This window comes from Bradyrhizobium sp. AZCC 1678 (genome assembly GCF_036924765.1).
Classification (GTDB): Bacteria; Pseudomonadota; Alphaproteobacteria; order Rhizobiales; family Xanthobacteraceae; genus Bradyrhizobium; species Bradyrhizobium algeriense.
In genome coordinates, this window is record NZ_JAZHSE010000001.1 from 4,590,100 (window position 1) to 4,607,250 (window position 17,151).

Sequence of the window (17,151 nt, forward strand, 5' to 3'; positions counted from 1 at the left end):
TCAAGCCTGTGCAGCCAACGCCTTGGCGCGCGTTTCGCTCAGCGAGCTTACCGGCGTCAATGCTTCCGGGCTGATCGAAAGCTCGATGATGGCCGGAAGTCCGCTTGCCACGGCTTCGTCGAAAGCCCGCGCGAAGTCTTCGGTGCGCTCGACCTGCGCGCCGAAGCCGCCGCAGGCGCGGGCAAGCGCCGCGAAGTCGGGGTTGGCGAGATCGGTGCCGGAGACACGGCCGGGATAGGTCCGCTCCTGATGCATCCGGATGGTGCCGTACATGCCGTTGTTGCAGACGATCACAATCAGCGGCAGTCGGTTTTCGACCGCCGTCATGAACTCCATCCCCGTCATCTGGAAGCAGCCGTCGCCGGCAAATGCGATCACCGTGCGTTCCGGATGCAACTGCTTGGCGGCGACGGCCGCAGGCAGGCCGTAGCCCATCGAACCCGAGGTCGGCGCGACCTCGGTGCGATATTGCCGATAGCGCCAGAACCGGTGCACCCAGACGGCATAATTGCCGGCGCCGTTGCAGATGATGGTGTCATGGGGCAAGCGATCGCTCAAACCGCGCACGATCTGCGAGAGCTGGACATCGCCCGGTGAGCGCGTCGGCTCGGCAAAGGCGAGATAGTCGGCATGCGCTGTCTTGACATAGTCGGCGCGCGATCGATGCTTCGGCTCCAGCCGCTTGACCGCCGCCGCGAAGGCCGCGCTGCTCGCGACCACGCCGAGCGTCGGCGAATAGACACGGCCGATCTCTTCGGGATCGGGATAGACGTGAACCAGCGGCTGCCTTGGCTTCGGAATATCGAACAGCGTGTAGCCGGATGTGGTGGCCTCCCCCAGCCTCGCGCCAAGCGCAATCACCAGATCGCTGTTGCGGATCCGGTCGGCAATCTTTGCGTCGAGGCCGATGCCGACATGGCCGCCATAGCAGGGATGCAAATTATCGAAATAGTCCTGGCAGCGGAACGAAACGCCGACAGGCACTTCATGCGCCGACGCAAACGCCTCGAGATCGCGGCGCGCCTGTTCGCTCCATCCGCCGCCACCGACGATCACGAACGGCTTCTTCGCTTCCGAAAGTAGCGCATGGAACTGCCGCAGGGTGCCGTCATCAGGCGCGATCGGAAGCGGCGTATAGGGCGGCGCATCCGGCACTTCGGCGGTATCGGTGAGCATATCCTCGGGCAGCGCCAGCACGACCGGGCCGGGACGGCCCGAGGTCGCGGTGAAGAAGGCGCGCGAGATGAACTCCGGAATCCGCCGCGCATCATCGATCTGGGCCACCCATTTCGACATCGGCCCGAACATCTGGCGATAGTCGATTTCCTGAAACGCCTCGCGTTCCATCATGTCGCGCCCGACCTGACCCAGCAAAAGGATCATGGGCGTTGAATCCTGAAATGCGACATGAACGCCGGCCGACGCATTGGTCGCGCCGGGCCCCCGGGTGGCGAACGCGATACCCGGGCGGCCCGTCAGCTTGCCATAGGCCTCCGCCATCATGGCGGCGCCGCCTTCGTGCCGGGCGTTGATGAAGCGCACGCGCTGGCTCTGGTACATGCCATCGAGGGCGTCCAGGAAGCTCTCGCCGGGCACCCCGAACACGGTGTCGGCGCCGTGCAAGGCCAGTTGCTCGATCAGAATATGGCCACCGGTTCGAAGATTTGCGTCCATTCGCCTTATCCTTCGGTTACGGAATTACGGATTTGGGACCGGCTTAAAGAATGGCGTCGGCACCAGCAACCGGTTTTCCTGCAAGATCAGATATGCCGCCGGTCATTTTCCTTGTTGCTGGTCTTTCGGCCCTACCCGCGCCTCCACGCCGGTCACGGTCTCATAGGCCTTGATGACGGCGGTGCAGGACTCTCCGTCATGCCCGAGCAACGCCGCCTGCCGGTAGGTCTGGTGCACCGCTTCCGCCATGAACCCGGGCAGGCCCGCCTCCTCCAGCCAGCGCGCGTAATATCGGACGTCCTTGCGGGCGTTCGCCAGCGACATCAGCGGGGTGAAGTCGCCATCGAGGGTTGCCTGGCCATAGAGATCGAGCATGCCGCTCCTGGCGCCCGCGGCCGAGATGATGTCGATCACTTGCGAGAGATCGAGCCCGTCCTTGGCGGCAAGCGCAAACCCCTCGCACCATGCCGCCACATTGGCGAAGGCGATATAATTGTGAATGAGTTTTATGCGGATGGCGTGCCCGAGCGGGCCGATATGGAAGATGTTTTCGGCATAAAGCTCGAAATAGGGCCTGAGGTCGTCGAGCAGGTCGCCCTCACCGCCGAACAGCACGTTGACCTTGCCGATGTCGGCGTGCTTCGGGGTCCGCGTCATCGGCGCCTCGGCGTAGCGCCCGCCGGCCGCGCGCACCATGCGGTCGAGCTTCGCGACCATCTGCGGGCTGCCGGTGGTGTGATCCACGATGATGAACCCTGATGCCGGACCGGCCAGCAATCCTTCGCCAGAGATCAACAACGCCTCGACATCCTCGGCTTCGTTGACGCAAATCATGATGATGCGGCAGCTATCGCGAATCTCCTGGAGATTGCCGGCCGCCGTCGCACCAAATGATTTGGCAACCGCTACCGCCGCAGGATTGAGGTCGTAGGCGGTGACCGCCACGCCCTTGGCGACGAGGTTCTTGACCAGGCCGCGCCCCATCCCGCCGAGGCCGATAAAGCCGACGCGTTCGAATGTCGTCATCTCAGGTCTTTCATTGCTCGAGGTTTTTTTAACTGGGGAGGCTCGGCCGGCCTCGCGGGACGTCTAGCCGGCTTTCGTCGGCCCTGCCGCCCCACCTTTCCCGTAAACCGCATCCGCCCGCTTTTCGAACGCCGCGGCAAAGCGCTGGAACGCGGCGTCGAACATCGTGCCCATCAGCATTGCAAGCATCCGGCTTCTGAATTCATAGGACAGGAAGAACCCGACATCGCAGTCGGTTTCGGACTTTGGCTCGAACGTCCAGCGGTTTTCGAGGTTGCTGAACGGGCCCTTCAGATATTCGACCATGATCTTCAGGCTCGGCCGATCCAGCGTCACCCGGCTGGTAAAGGTTTCCCGCACCAGTTTGAACGATACGGTCATGTCGGCGACGATGATTTCGGTGCCGTCCCCCCTCAGCGTGTGCTGACGTATCCTCAGCGACTGGCACAATGGCACGAATTCCGGATAGCGCTCGACATCGGCAACCAGATCGAACATCTGCGACGCGGCGTGATGAACCCGGCGCTTGCTGGAAAAGCGCGGCATCAGTGGATACTCACCTGGCTCTGCCTGAGCGCGATTTCGTTCAGATAGTCGTTTGCCTGCGTCCGGTCGGTGAAGCAGATCAGCGATTGATCGCCGCGCAGACCCCCAAAATAATCCAGGAGTTTCGGCCGCTGTTGCCGGCGATAGGTCCAGACATAGCGAAAGAATTCGAAGTCGAGCCTCTCCGGGCAGCCTTCGGCCATCTCCGCGCGGACTTGGCCATAGCTGCCGGCGATCCGCTTCATGATGCCGAGCATGCAGCTCCTGCGCGGCAGGTCGAACCAGATCACGGTGTCGCTGGAATGACGGCGCAGTTCGCCGGCGCCATGCCTGGTGTAGTTGCCGTCCATGACCCATTGCGGCCGTCGTGCGACCTCGGCCACGCGCTGCCCGAACTCGGCATTGTCAGAGGCAACCCAGCCGGGCTTCCAGTACAGCGCATCCAGCGAAACGAAGGGAATGCCCGTCATCTCCGACAGCCGTCGAGCAAATGTCGACTTGCCGGACCCCGACGATCCCATGACAAGAACGCGTTGCATTGGCTCGGTCCGACGCTAGCGGGCTCGCGCGAGGCGCGCGGCCTGCAGCTTGGCGAAATCCTCGCCCGCATGGTGTGAGGAACGTGTCAGCGGGCTCGCCGACACCATCAGGAAACCCTTGGTGTAGGCGACCTTCTCATACCCTGCGAATTCGTCCGGGGTCACGTAGCGCATGACGGCGTGATGCTTGCGGGTCGGCTGCAGATATTGCCCGATGGTCAGGAAATCGACTTCGGCCGAGCGCAGATCGTCCATCACCTGCAGCACTTCGTGCCGCTCCTCGCCGAGGCCGACCATGATGCCTGATTTGGTGAAGATCGTGGGATCGATTTCCTTGACCCGCTGCAGCAGCCGGATCGAATGGAAGTAGCGCGCGCCGGGGCGCACCGTGAGATAGCGCGCCGGGACGGTTTCCAGATTGTGGTTGAACACGTCGGGCTTGGCCGCCGCCACCACTTCGAGCGCGCCTTCCTTGCGCAGGAAGTCGGGCGTCAGGATCTCGATGGTCGTGGTCGGGCAACGCGCGCGGATCGCGCGGATGGTCTGCGCGAAATGCTCGGCGCCGCCGTCGGCCAGATCGTCGCGATCGACCGAGGTGATGACGATATGGGCGAGCCCGAGCTTGAAGGTGGCCTCCGCGACGTGTTCCGGCTCCGCGGCGTCAAGCGCGCCGGGCATCCCGGTCTTGACGTTGCAGAACGCGCAGGCTCGCGTGCAGGTATCCCCCATGATCATGAAGGTGGCGTGCTTCTTGTCCCAGCACTCGCCGATGTTCGGGCAGCCGGCCTCTTCGCACACCGTGACGAGGCCGTTCTCCTTGACGATCTTTCTGGTGTCCGCATAGCCGCGGGTGTTCGGCGCGCGCACCCTGATCCAGTCAGGTTTGGGCGGCGACAGCGCATCCGGCCGGTTCACCTTTTCGGGGTGACGCGGGCGCACCTGATTGACGGAAACGGTATCGACGAGGACGACCATGTTAAGTCCGAAAATTGCGAGAAACCCTAGCTAATCCGTGTCGCTGCTAGCTGCAACCCGGCCCTCGCCGAACCTAGCAGAAACGTGCAAGATATCAGCGCTTTTCACCCGTTCCGCCGTGATTCCCACCTGAAAATGTCTCAAAATCCGAAGCCGGCCGATGCCGCCGCCCCTCGCCTCGGCAAGCTGCTGAAACGCGCGTTTTTTAACCGCAGCGTGCATGAGGTGGCGCCCGACCTGATCGGGGCGACGCTTCTGGTCGACGGCGTCGGCGGCATCATCACCGAGGTTGAGGCCTATCACCATCTGGACCCGGCCGCGCATTCGTTCCGCGGGCCGACACCGCGCAACCGGATCATGTTCGGCCCGCCGGGCTTTGCCTATGTCTACCGCTCCTACGGCATCCACTGGTGCGCGAATTTCGTGTGCGAGGCGGAAGGCTCGGCCAGCGCCGTGCTGATCCGCGCGCTGCAGCCGACCCACGGCCTGCCCGCGATGCGCCGCCGCCGGGGCTTGCAGGAGGAACGCGCGCTGTGTTCGGGGCCTGGCAAGCTCTGCGAGGCGCTGGGCATCACGATCAAGCACAGCGAATTGCCGCTCGATCAGCCGCCGTTCGCGCTGCATGCGCGACCCGGCAAACCCGAGATCGCCGCCGGGGTGCGGATTGGAATTACAAAAGCGGTCGACCTGCCGTGGCGCTACGGACTGAAGGGATCGAGGTTTTTGAGCAAGCCGTTCTGACAATTGGAGCATGAGCCTGTCGCTACCATGAGGTGTCACACCCCGCGCATGCGGGCATTCAGCGCGCCGTGGCCTATCCACGTCATTGCGAGCCAAGCGAAGCAATCCATTCTTACTTCCTTTGCGGCACGATGGATTGCTTCGCTTGGCTCGCAATGACGGCTGGACAGAGTTTCGCGATCTCGCGGCGCATCGCGCCCGAGGTTTGCTGGAGGTTTGCCCTCGAAAATGAGAGGGCGCAGGGAATGCCGGGTGCCGGCTAGCACCCGCGGTCTCGTGTGCAAGATGCACTCAAGAATGCGCACACGAGCATACAGGTACAGCCGGAGCAGCCCGGCATTCCCTGCGCAATGGTTTTACGGCTTATGCCGCGCTCTCCCTGGAGACGAATTCCTCTTGCCTCCATCGCCGACGAATTGACGGTTCGCATCGCCCGGTTGAGCTTTACAAACCTTCGCCGACTTGACACCAGCCACGGGCGCCAGGACCACACGGTTTTGCCGTACGCAGCTTCCTCCGCCAAACCATCCAGCCAGCCAGTGCCGCTGGCCAAACTTCTGGCGAAAGCGTTTAAGCGCCGTTCGTCTGCGCGTCATGCTCACTCACGGAAAACCGCCCTGCGAACATCTCTCGCGCCTGACGCTGCCGCGTCCACCGCAACCCGTCCCAACGTTCGTGACGATGGCCAACGCCCCTCTTCTCAGGACGGGATGGCGGGAGTTGTAGGGGTGATTTGGGTCTGTCACGAAGCGGAATATTTTTGCGGCCGAGGCTGGACAGGGCAAATCAGCTTGAAGTTGCGGAAGAAAATCGCGCATTGGCGCAGCGGCGCGAACCTATGATTTCGACTGCCTGCAGCAAGTAAGCAGCCCGCACGAGCATAGAGACATCGAGCGCAAGAGGCAGCGCCTTCTCAAGCCTGCCTGTAATTTCAGTGGACTGCCTCTCCCGAGAGATAGCGAAAATTCTTCCGCGTCGGAAAACGGGTGGTTGGAACATCAGTCGTGCACTAGGTGAGAAGACGATGCCACGTGGCAAGAATTTGAACGCGGATCTGAGTTTACCGCTGAAGGCCGCGGCGCACGTTTCGCTTACGAAGCGCGGCGCACACAATGGAGAAGGAGTTGCGAATGTCGAAGGAAGAGGAAAACAAAGCTATCGTGGGCCGTTGGTTCAAGGAGTTCTGGGGCAATCCTTGGAACCCCGATATCGTCGACGAGCTGGCTGCGCCTGGCATGCTGTTGCAGTATTCACTGCATGAACCGCGCCGTGGTCGCAAGGATGTGAAGGAATTCATGATTGGATTCCGCAATGCGTTTCCAGATTTGAACTTCTGGGGCGCCGCGGAGTTGATCGCGGAAGGCGATTACGTCGTCGGTCGCTGGGAAGGCGGCGGCACACACACTGGCTCCGCTTTCGATGACTTCATCATCGGATCATTGCCGGCAGCTTCCGGTCGGAAAATGCGCTTCACCGGAATTACCGTGCTCCGCGTCGAGAACGGCAAAATCGCGGAAGAGGTCGGCCTGGACGACGGCGCTACCGCTCTGCAGCAGCTCAACATCTTGCGCGCGGCCTGATCAATCGTGATGGTCGTTTCTGACGAGGTCGGAGACACCCATCCAGAAACGAGTCGGACCGGGGTTATTCCCCGGTTCGATTCGCCGCCTGGCCGCAAGCCGTTACTAAAATCAAGGAGGACAAGTTCAATGAGTATGACTCGCAAGGACTTAACGTTCGCCTCCGGCCAGGATGCATGCGCTGCGTGGTTTTACCCGACCGCGGCTGACCAAGGTGCGAGACCTATCATCGTCATGGCCCATGGATTGACCGGCACACGCCGAGACCGTCTTGGCGCGTTCGCCGAACGGTTTGCGGCCGCCGGTATCGCGGCGCTCGTTTTCGACTATCGAGGTTTTGGCGACAGCACGGGCGAGCCGGACCTGTACGAACCTTCTCGTCAGTTGGATGACTGGCGCGCCGCCATCGCATTTGCGCGCTCTCTGCCCGATATCGATGGCGAACGGGTGGCGACGTTCGGCTCCTCGTCGGGCGGGGGTCACGCGCTTACCGCTGCAGCGGCAGATCCTAAGGTGGCCGCGGCGATCAGCCAGGTTCCGATGCTCGACAGGAACACCCAGTCCTACAGCAGACCTCCGCACGTCGTGAAGGAAATGAAGGCGGCGGCGGCCGAAGGTCGCTATTTGCCTGCGGTTGGTCAGCCCGATCAGGCAGCGCTCATCAGCGCGCCCGGCGCCGAGGTCGGTTGGCGTCGTGTCGTTGCAATCGGCGAGGAATCTCGATGGCGGAATCGCGTCTCGGCGTCTTGGCTGCTGGGTCCTCCATATAGTCCAATCCAACATGCCGCCTCGCTGCACTGTCCCTGGCTGGTTTGCGTCGGTGCGGACGATCAGGTTGCCAAGCCGGGGCCAGCAATTGAGGCCGCGCGCCAAGCTCCGAAAGGTGAGCTCCGCCTCTATCCAGGCGTCGATCATTTCGACATCTACGACGGGCCGCCCCACGAGGCAGTGGTCGCGGACGAGATCGAGTTTCTTTACCGCCACCTTCTAGGCCGAAGCCTCTGCGGAACAACTAAAGCAGCGTCGGAGTTGCCGCGAGTTCATTTACCCGCGTTGACCTCGGGTCAAAACCCATAAGATAAATCAAAAGCAAGCATCCCTGGAATGGCGGCTCCTGGCTGCACCTTTGAGACATGCCCGCCAATCCTGAGAATGTCCGTTCACCGGGGTAGACCGAAAGTCGCCGTGGTCCGGCCAAACCGACGCGAATGGCCAAACCGACGCGAATGACGGGCACCTGCATCGTTCCAGTGACAGCGTGCGGCGCCCGCAAGCATGGGATCGCGCTATTCGATCGTGAAACCTTGCGCCATACGACCGAACAGGTCATTCATGTCGGCCCACTTGGTGCTGCCGAAGCCCAACACGTACGCCAGTGTAGATCCATCGATCATGAAATAGTGGCGGCAGCTCCAAATAGAGGCTTCAAAGGTCTTATCGAAATCAAGCGTGACCATTGTCTTTGATCCGATTTTCGCTTTCCCGCTCACGAAGTTTGAAAATCCTTGCTTTTCAAGGACATCCTGAATCAATTTTGAATGTTCTTCTGGACTTTGTTTTGGATCGTAGGGCTCGCGGAAGACGATCAGATTGTGAAAGCCATCCTCATGTGAGGCGAACCGAACCACTTCCCAAGGACTATTCGTCGGCACAGCCGGGAAGCTATTCCAACGTGCGGGGATATCGAGACTGAAGCTCCATTCGCTACTTCTGTAGCGCGTCATCTCAAATGGGTTGGGCGTGGAATCTGAGAGGGCGACGTCCGAGAAGGCCGCGACGCAAGCACGCCAGCCATTGTAGCCGTGCCTCTTTGCGACTTCTTCTAGCGCAGCGCTGTGCTTGATCGAAATTCCTGAAGCACGCGCTTCCGCTTCAAGCGCGGCGGCTTCAGCCCTCAATTTGTCGAGCATAGACATGACAACCATCCTTTGAGTCGCGAAGATTTAAGGGCGTGGTTCCATTCGTCCTTCGCGACCAAGGGGTTGGCGCAAGAAGCTCAAATGCCGCTATTCGCCATGCCGTGCAAAACGGCGGAACCGGGAGGCCAGCGGCAGCCTTGCAGTATCTAGGGGCAAGAAAAAGGTGATGTCAATCGGGCCTTCCTCGCAATGCGCTCTACCATTGCAAACGCCCGGTAGATGATTTCAAGGTCGACTTGGGCGAACTGGGGGTGGCCTTGTCATTCCAACGCTCGCATGTCCCCGATTGGCCCTTTGCCTCAAGCGACGTCCGACATGAGTCCGGAATGCGCACCAAAGCGAAGTCCGCCGACCGCTCCGAATTTATGGATTCACGCCCCAACGATCGAGCCACCACAACCCCGGATATCGCTTCTCTCATCCGGGCTAAGATTCTTGTGCGCTTGCTACTCCGCCCGATGACACACCGCCTCGACCTTGTTGCCGTCGGGATCGCGCAGGAACGCGCCATAATCGGCAGCATGATAGTGGCGCAGGCCGGGTGGGCCGTCGTCGGTGCCGCCGGCAGAGATACCGGCGTGCCAGAACGCGTCGACCTCGCTTCGTGACTTCGCCTTGAAGCACCAATGCCGGCTGGTGGCCTCGTCCGGCCTCGCGCCCTTGTAGATGGCGATGTAGACGCGATCCGGATGGAAAGTTGCGGTGACGGTGCACTCAATTGATCTCCTCGACACCGTCGCCACTCGGCAAGCGGAGAAATGGATTGCTTCGCTCCGCTCGCAATGACGGAGCTGGGCGACTACGACGCCATCTTCAGCAAGCGCCTCGCATGGCGAAGCGACTTGCGGGGCTAATCAGACCCGGATGTCGCTTCGCTCATCCGAGCTGCGCTTGCTACGCTCGAACTTCCCTTGCAAGCGTTTTCGGTTTGAGCAGAATCTGTAACGATGCGCTAACAACGAGCATCGCTTTTTCAACAATCGCAACATCGACTCAATCCCGTCACGACACGCCCACGTTGAACACGTAAGTGTGGTCTACTGTTTCGCTTTGCGCGAGTGAAGTGCTCACAAATTGTGCTGCGTCGAACGTGCGGAACATGCAGAGTGGTGAATTTGCGCAGACGAAGGAGCCACCAAACAGCAACAGAAACTTTAAAGGAAATGGAGCTGTACGATGGCGGGTGTGTTCCCTGTTCAAGGATTTGGATTCCTCTCCAACTACAATGGTGCATTCGTTACCAGTTCCGCGTCCGCCGCCATGCAGGCGATCGCGAGTACCAATGCAAACTCGATCGAGCTCGCTCCACGGCTCTTTATGGAGACCAGGACGTCGAATGATGTCTTCGCGGATCCCGGCAAGACCGAGAGCGACGCCAACATTCTTCAGGCCGCGGCAAATGCCAGGGCGTTCGGCCTTTCGGTTACGTTGAAGCCTATGGTTTCAGCCCTCGATGGGACGCTCGCATACGCACTTGTTCCGAGCGATCCCGCCGCCTTCTTTGCTTCCTACAAGAGCGAAATGATCCACATGGCAGAACTCGCCGAGCAGGCCGGCGTAACTATGCTCTCGATCGGCAATGAACTCGGCAAGCTCTCCGGACCCCAGTATCGAAGCTACTGGGTCGACCTCATCGATTCCATACGCGCCGTGTTCCATGGCGAGATCACCTATGCAGCCGCAACCGACGAAGCCATCAATGTCAGCTTTTGGGACAAGGTCGATGTCATCGGAATCAACGCCTATCCGCCGCTAACGACGACAACCGAGCCGACCGTCGAGGAGATGGTCAATGCGTGGAACAGCATGTCCACGGACGACTACTGGGCGAAGGCGATGAATCACATGTCGCCTGTCGATTTCTTCCATTCCCTCGCCTTGCAGTACGACAAGCAGGTGTTCTTCACTGAAACCGGCTATCGAAGCGTCGACGGAACCAATATCAGGCCGGGCGGCTGGGCCGAAGGCACGACGCAGGACCTCCAGGAGCAATATGACGCCTTCAACGCCTTCTTTCAGGTGTGGGGATCGGAAGGCGGAAGCTGGTTCAGGGGCGCGTCGATCTGGAACTGGGACACGAACAACAAATACTCGCCGATCGGCTACTCGCCCCAAGACAAGCCTGCGCAGCAGTTGATTACCGAATGGTACGGCGGTCAGCACCAGCCGCCCGGCCAGAATCTGACGGGGTCTCCGTCTGCCGATTTGATGGATGTCGGCGGCGGCAATGACCTGCTGTCAGGCGGGGTGGGCAACGACACGATCAAGACAGACGGCGGCGACGACACCATTACCGGCGGCCCGGATACCATTCCGAAACTCACGGAGACCACTGTCACGGTGACGGGCTACAGCTCCGTCGTCGACGGCGTCGGCGCCAAAATGCAGCTCCTGATCAACGGGCAGCAGGTCGGCGACACCGTCGAATTCCGCGGCGCGACAGATGCATCGGGTTTCCAGACCTTCACATTCACCTTCGCCAACCCGGCGACAGTGTCGAGTCTTGATCTCGCCTTCATCAACGATGTTGCCAACGCCAATGGCGACCGCAATCTCTACATCAAGGACATTGCGGTCAACGGCGAGCATCTTGCCGTCTCCGACGGCGTCAATCCAAGTTCGCCTGGAACCTGGAACCTCTATCAGAACAAGTCCATCCACTATGACATGACTGCTCACCAGGACCTGTTCTTCGGCTCGGCGACCGATGATGACAGTCTTGACGGAGGTGCAGGCAAGGATGTGATCAACGGCGGTGCCGGGACTGACATGATCCAGGGTGGCCCAGGCAACGACGCCATCACCGGCGGCACCGGCGCGGACGTGATCCACGGCGGAGCGGACGACGATACGATCAACAGCGGCGCCGGCATCGCCACGGCGACGGACCAACTCTATGGCGACGACGGCAACGATATTATCAAGGCCAGCGCCGGCGACACGGGGGCCCTGCTCGACGGCGGCGCCGGCAAGGACCAGCTTTACGGCAGCGGAGCGGCGAACGCCATGAGTGGCGGAGACGGCAACGACTATCTCTCCGGTGGCGGCGGACTAGATATCATGCACGGCAACGCCGGCGACGACCAACTGAAAGGCGGCACGGCGGCAACGCAAATGTTCGGCAACGAGGGCAACGATAGCTTGCAGGGCGGTACGGGCAACGAGTTCCTGTATGGCGGCAGCGGCAACGATCGGCTGATCGGTGGTGGCGGAAACGATTATCTGGCCGGCGGGTCGGGCAACGATACATTCGTTTTCGCTGCGGGCTTCGGCAAGGACACAGTTGCCGACTTCCAGAACATCGATGGTGTGCAGGACATCCTGCAGTTCGACAAGACGGTGTTTGCCGACTTCAGCGCGCTGCAATCGCACATGGCCGAGGTTGGCACGAGCGTTGTGATTACGGTCGACGCCAACAATACGATCGAGATTCGGAACATGACGTTGAGCGAGCTTCACGCCGGCGATTTTCTGTTCGTCTGAGGCTAGCCGAGGGTAAACGCCTGATCCCGACAACCATCGCGCGGCTAGCCCGCCCGATGGCACACCGCCTCGACCTTGTTGCCGTCGGGATCGCGGAGGAAGGCGCCGTAGTAGGCGGCGTGATAGTGGCGCAGGCCGGGTGGCCCATCGTCGGTGCCGCCGGCGGCGATGCCGGCGTGCCAGAACGCGTCGACCTCGCTTCGCGACTTCGCCTTGAAGCACCAATGCCGGCTGGTGGCCTCGTCCGGCTTCGCACCCTTGTAGATGGCGATGTAGACGCGATCCGGATGCTCCGCGTCAGCCCGTTCGCCATAGCCGAGCCAGCGGTCGCTTCTTCCGACCTTGACGACGTCGAGTGCCTTCATGACCGCATCGTAGAAGCGCTCGGCGGCGGCGAAATCTGAGACTGTGATGGAGACGTGGTCCAGCATCGATCGGTCCTCGATGGTGACTGATGCTACCTCAGCCGTCATTGCCTGCGACAAACGCGAAGCGTTTGCGCAAGGGAGCGAAGCGACGAAGCAATCCATCTATCCGTTATACCGCGCCATGGATTGCTTCGCTTCGCTCGCAATGACGGGGATGGTTCAGCGCCTTGAGTCAGGACGCCATCTTCAAGCGTTCCAGCGCTTCCTGCAATTTCGCCTTTCGCGCCACCGCCGCCTCGCGTTTTTCCTTTTCCTCTTCGACGATCTCCTCCGGCGCGTTCGCCACGAATTTCTCGTTGCCGAGCTTGGCGTCGACGCGCTTGATGTCGGCGTCGGCCTTGACGATTTCCTTGTCGAGCCGCGTCTTTTCCGCGGAAAGATCGATCACGCCTTTCAGCGGCAGCGCCACCACCTCGCTGCGCACCAGCAACTGCACCGTGCCTTCCGGCGGGCGATCGGCAAAGGAAATATCCGCCAGACGCGCCAGGCGTTTCACGGTGTCGTTCCAGCGCTGCGCGCGCCCTTGGGTCTCCGTGGACGCGCCCGAGAGCACCAGCGGGATCAAGGTGGCCGGCGGAATGTTCATTTCCGAGCGCACCGAACGGATGGCGGTGACGAGATCGACCACCCAGCCGATTTCAGCCTCGGCCGCGGGATCGCTGAAATCGCCGGCGTCGAGCGCGGCCATGACGGGCGCGATCAGCGGGTCGCCAGGTCCTGCCAGCGCCATCGAAGCGATCTGTTCCTCGGTCACCGCGCTCGCCTTGCGCGGCCATTCGGCCAGCACCAGCAGGCCGTCGCGCTTCGCCGTCACCGCCCAGAGCTCCTCGGTGATGAAGGGCATGAACGGATGCAGCAGCTTGAGGATCTCGTCGCGCGCCCAGGCGGTCATGGCGCGGGTCTCGGCTTTCGCGGCCCCCTCCTCGCCCATCAGCACGGGCTTTGCGAGTTCCACATACCAGTCGCAATAGACGTTCCAGACGAAGCGGTAGATCGCATTGGCTGCATCGTTGAAGCGATAGCCCTCGATCGCCTCGGTCACCTCGCGCGTGGCGCGCGAGGTCTCATGCGCGATCCAGCGGTTCAGCGTCTGCTTTGCCGCTGTCGGATCGAAGCCTGCGGGCTGCTCACAGCCGTTCATTTCGGCGAAGCGGCAGGCATTCCACAGCTTGGTCGCAAAGTTGCGATTGGTTTCGACGAGTTGCGGCGACAGCTTGATGTCGTGGTTGTGGGCCGCGCCGCGCGCCAGCGCAAAGCGCAGCGCGTCCGCGCCAAAGTCGTCGATGACGCCGAGCGGATCGATGACGTTGCCCTTCGACTTCGACATCTTCGCGCCCTTCTCGTCGCGAACCAGGCGGTGGATGTAGACGGTCGAGAACGGCGCCTCCTTCATGAAGTGCAGGCCCATCATCATCATCCGGGCGACCCAGAAGAAGATGATGTCCCAGCCGGTGACGAGGACGTTGGTCGGGTAATAGCGCTTCACCTCCGGCGTTTCATCCGGCCAGCCGAGCGTTGAGAACGGCCACAGGCCTGACGAGAACCAGGTATCGAGCACGTCTTCATCTCTGACGATGAAGCCCTCGCGCTTGGCAGGGTCCAGCGCCATCTCGCGCCCCTGCTCTTCCGTGATGACTTCCTGCTCGACGTAGTAACCGAGCGCGTTGCCGACGGCTTCCTCTTCGGTCTCGGCAACGAACACCTTGCCGTCGGGCCCGTACCACGCGGGAATCTGATGGCCCCACCAGAGCTGGCGCGAGATGCACCAGGGTTGGATGTTTTCCATCCATTCGAAATAGGTCTTTTCCCAGTTCTTCGGCACGAAGCTGGTCGCGCCCGAGCGCACAGCCGCGATCGCCGGCTGCGCCATGGTCCTGGCGTCGACATACCACTGGTCGGTCAGATAAGGCTCGATGACCACGTTGGAGCGGTCGCCATGCGGCACCGCATGCGTGTTCGGCTCGACCTTCTCCAGGAAGCCGAAATCTTCCAGCCGCGCCACGATCTGCTTGCGCGCGGCGAAGCGCTCGACGCTCTGTAATTCTTCTGCAAACTGGTCCGCGCCCTCGGGCAATCCGCGCAGATAATCCTCATTGCCAACGAGGGCCATGCAGCCCTCGCGATCGAACACGTTGATCTGCGGCAGGCCGTGCCGCTGGCCGACCTCGAAGTCGTTGAAGTCGTGCGCCGGCGTGATCTTGACCGCGCCGGATCCCTTCTCAGGGTCGGCATAGTCGTCGCCGATGATCGGGATGCGGCGGCCGACCAGCGGCAGGATGACGTGCTGGCCGATCAGATGGCCGATCCGCTCGTTGTCCGGATGAATCGCAACGGCGGTATCGCCGAGCATCGTCTCGGGGCGCGTCGTCGCCACGACGACAAAAGTCGAGGGATCGTCGGGGCTGAAAGTCTTGCCCTCGATCGGATAGCGCAGGTACCAGAGACTGCCCTTGACCTCGACCTGCAGCACCTCGAGATCGGAGATCGCGGTCACCAGCTTCGGGTCCCAGTTGACCAGCCGTTTGTCCTTGTAGATCAGGCCTTCGCGGTGCAACTGGACGAACACCTTCACGACGGCGCGCGACAGGCCTTCGTCCATCGTAAAGCGCTCGCGCGACCAGTCGCAGGAGGCGCCCAGCCGCTTCAACTGGTTGACGATGGTGCCGCCGCTCTCGGCCTTCCACTGCCAGACACGTTCGAGGAATTTGGCGCGGCCCATGTCGCGCCGGTGCTCCTGCCGTTCCATCAATTGCCGTTCGACCACCATCTGGGTCGCGATGCCGGCGTGATCAGTGCCGGGCTGCCACAGCACGTCGCGGCCGCGCATGCGCTCGAAGCGGCAGAGAATGTCCTGCAGCGTATTGTTCAGTGCGTGGCCCATATGAAGCGAGCCCGTCACGTTCGGCGGCGGGATCACGATGGTGAACGGCGCGGCGTCCTTTCGTTCCGGGCGACCGGCCTTGAACGCACCGCTCTCCTCCCAGATCCGGGACATGCGGCTCTCGATATCGGCGGGCTGGTAGTTTTTCTCGATCATGGCACTGCAATTGGAGATGGTGGGGGCTCCCTTGAGCAAAACCGTCGCCGGTCCTCTCAAAGAATGTAAATTAAATCAATGTGGTAGCGTCCGGTTTGGATGCGATCGGCGCCGGGCCGCGCCCCTAGAAAGCCGCCGCAGCGCCTCAAGTCAACCTGACAACGCGGGTTCAGGGCAGCGGGGACCCGAGGTAACGCCGGTTTGAAGGATGGGGTTGGCGATCGACGTCCGCCAGGGCGGCCTTGATGCAGCCTCAACGCAGCTTTGGGACTAGCGCCCGCCGCGCGAAACCCGTTCGATTTCGGCCTTGACGATCCGCTCCACCAGTCCCGGCAGATTGTCGTCCAGCCAGGATTTCAGCATTGGCCGCAGCATTTCCTTGACCAGATCTTCCAGCGTCCGCGCGTTGTTGCTCAGCACGGTATTGGCCAGCGAGTTGAAGGCGGATTCCACGGCGGAGACGGTTGAATGCGATAAAATCGGTCGCGCTGGCGCGCTCTCGAACGGCGGCTCATAGGCCGGCTGGCGACGTGACGCCTTGGCTTCGGTGAATTCGATGTCGTCCTGCGGATCGACCTTGCTGAATGTTGTCGCGGCGGGGGCTGGTGCAGGCTCGGGCAATGCCATCTCGTCGGTGAGTTCGAAAACATCGGCCTCGGGCGCCGCCGGCCTGATATCCGCCTCGGGCGTCGCCGCATCGAGGCTCGCCAGCATCGCGTCGATATCGTCCTGGTTGTTGCTGGCGGCCGGTTCGGGCGCAGGCGGTGGTGGCGGCGGGGCTGGTTTCGGCGCGGCAACCGGCTTCGGCGCCGGAGCGATCGCCGACGGCGGGATATCCTTCATCACGGCCGGCTTCGCGGCGGCCGGCGCGCTCGCCGGCTTTTCGGCAGCCGCAGGCTTAGCCTCGTCGTCGGCAATGATGCGACGGATCGACGCCAGAATCTCCTCCATCGAGGGCTCTTGGACCTTTGCAGGTTGCGTCATCTCCGACTCCACATCGAAACCATTTTACACCAAAGCCACGAAGGAATTGCCGGTTCCGGATATGCAGGCCGGGATTTTCATCGCACAAGCCCGACTTGTCCCCAGATCAAGCCCGCCCGCGGCATCGCGCGCAGGTCCTGCTCCCCTCAAAACGATTCCGACACGCGTCCGTGAGATGCAAAGACGCGGGCCACGAATCGCTCAGCTCGCCCCGGAAAC

At 61.7% G+C, this 17,151-nt stretch carries 13 protein-coding genes and 1 pseudogene; 4 read left to right on the forward strand and 10 right to left on the reverse strand.

Going from position 1 to position 17,151, the window contains the following annotated elements:
* The 5 genes from V1294_RS21640 to lipA all read right to left on the reverse strand — a co-directional run bounded on the left by V1294_RS21640 (position 1) and on the right by lipA (position 4,760).
* Positions 1–1,674: a thiamine pyrophosphate-binding protein gene (locus V1294_RS21640; RefSeq protein ID WP_334499979.1), complete on the reverse strand. Its 1,674-nt coding sequence runs from the start codon at positions 1,672–1,674 to the stop codon at positions 1–3.
* Positions 1,675–1,776: 102 nt separating this feature from the next.
* Positions 1,777–2,700, reverse strand: a complete 924-nt coding sequence (locus tag V1294_RS21645; RefSeq protein WP_334499982.1) for an NAD(P)-dependent oxidoreductase — start codon at positions 2,698–2,700, stop codon at positions 1,777–1,779.
* Positions 2,701–2,763: 63 nt separating this feature from the next.
* The gene (locus V1294_RS21650) at positions 2,764–3,246 is read right to left on the reverse strand and encodes a type II toxin-antitoxin system RatA family toxin (protein ID WP_334499984.1); all 483 of its coding nucleotides are present in this window, start codon (positions 3,244–3,246) and stop codon (positions 2,764–2,766) included.
* Positions 3,246–3,785, reverse strand: coding sequence for a DNA topology modulation protein (locus tag V1294_RS21655; RefSeq protein ID WP_334499987.1), 540 nt, complete (start codon positions 3,783–3,785; stop codon positions 3,246–3,248). Before V1294_RS21655 ends, V1294_RS21650 begins: the two co-directional genes overlap by 1 nt.
* A gap of 15 nt (positions 3,786–3,800) precedes the next feature.
* A complete protein-coding gene (gene lipA / locus V1294_RS21660) occupies positions 3,801–4,760 on the reverse strand; it encodes a lipoyl synthase (protein ID WP_334499989.1) in 960 nt (319 codons plus the stop codon).
* Positions 4,761–4,895: 135 nt separating this feature from the next.
* Here lipA and V1294_RS21665 point away from each other — a divergent pair, with 135 nt between their 5' ends.
* The 3 genes from V1294_RS21665 to V1294_RS21675 all read left to right on the forward strand — a co-directional run bounded on the left by V1294_RS21665 (position 4,896) and on the right by V1294_RS21675 (position 8,158).
* Entirely contained in the window at positions 4,896–5,501 is a 606-nt protein-coding gene (locus V1294_RS21665; RefSeq protein WP_334499991.1) for a DNA-3-methyladenine glycosylase, read from the forward strand.
* Between the two features lie 1,130 nt (positions 5,502–6,631).
* Positions 6,632–7,081 carry an ester cyclase gene (locus V1294_RS21670; RefSeq protein ID WP_334480723.1) on the forward strand — a complete coding sequence of 150 codons (450 nt, stop codon included), beginning with the start codon at positions 6,632–6,634 and terminating at the stop codon, positions 7,079–7,081.
* A 129-nt stretch (positions 7,082–7,210) separates the two neighbouring features.
* On the forward strand, positions 7,211–8,158 hold the full coding sequence (locus V1294_RS21675) for an alpha/beta hydrolase (protein WP_334499994.1): 948 nt from the start codon (positions 7,211–7,213) through the stop codon (positions 8,156–8,158).
* A 209-nt stretch (positions 8,159–8,367) separates the two neighbouring features.
* On the opposite strand, the gene V1294_RS21680 is transcribed toward V1294_RS21675, so the two are convergent.
* A complete protein-coding gene (locus tag V1294_RS21680) occupies positions 8,368–8,997 on the reverse strand; it encodes a glyoxalase superfamily protein (RefSeq protein ID WP_334499996.1) in 630 nt (209 codons plus the stop codon).
* 449 nt (positions 8,998–9,446) lie between these two features.
* Positions 9,447–9,692 (reverse strand): annotated as a pseudogene (locus V1294_RS21685) (VOC family protein); the annotation flags it as partial.
* Positions 9,693–10,176: 484 nt separating this feature from the next.
* Here V1294_RS21685 and V1294_RS21690 point away from each other — a divergent pair.
* Entirely contained in the window at positions 10,177–12,483 is a 2,307-nt protein-coding gene (locus V1294_RS21690) for a glycoside hydrolase family 113 (RefSeq protein ID WP_334499998.1), read from the forward strand.
* Positions 12,484–12,527: 44 nt separating this feature from the next.
* On the opposite strand, the gene V1294_RS21695 is transcribed toward V1294_RS21690, so the two are convergent.
* From V1294_RS21695 to V1294_RS21705, 3 genes are all read right to left on the reverse strand, one after another.
* The gene (locus V1294_RS21695; protein WP_334500001.1) at positions 12,528–12,914 is read right to left on the reverse strand and encodes a VOC family protein; all 387 of its coding nucleotides are present in this window, start codon (positions 12,912–12,914) and stop codon (positions 12,528–12,530) included.
* A gap of 169 nt (positions 12,915–13,083) precedes the next feature.
* Positions 13,084–15,948 carry a valine--tRNA ligase gene (locus V1294_RS21700; protein WP_334500003.1) on the reverse strand — a complete coding sequence of 955 codons (2,865 nt, stop codon included), beginning with the start codon at positions 15,946–15,948 and terminating at the stop codon, positions 13,084–13,086.
* A 270-nt stretch (positions 15,949–16,218) separates the two neighbouring features.
* Entirely contained in the window at positions 16,219–16,932 is a 714-nt protein-coding gene (locus V1294_RS21705) for a PopZ family protein (RefSeq protein ID WP_334480716.1), read from the reverse strand.
* Positions 16,933–17,151: the final 219 nt, after the last annotated feature.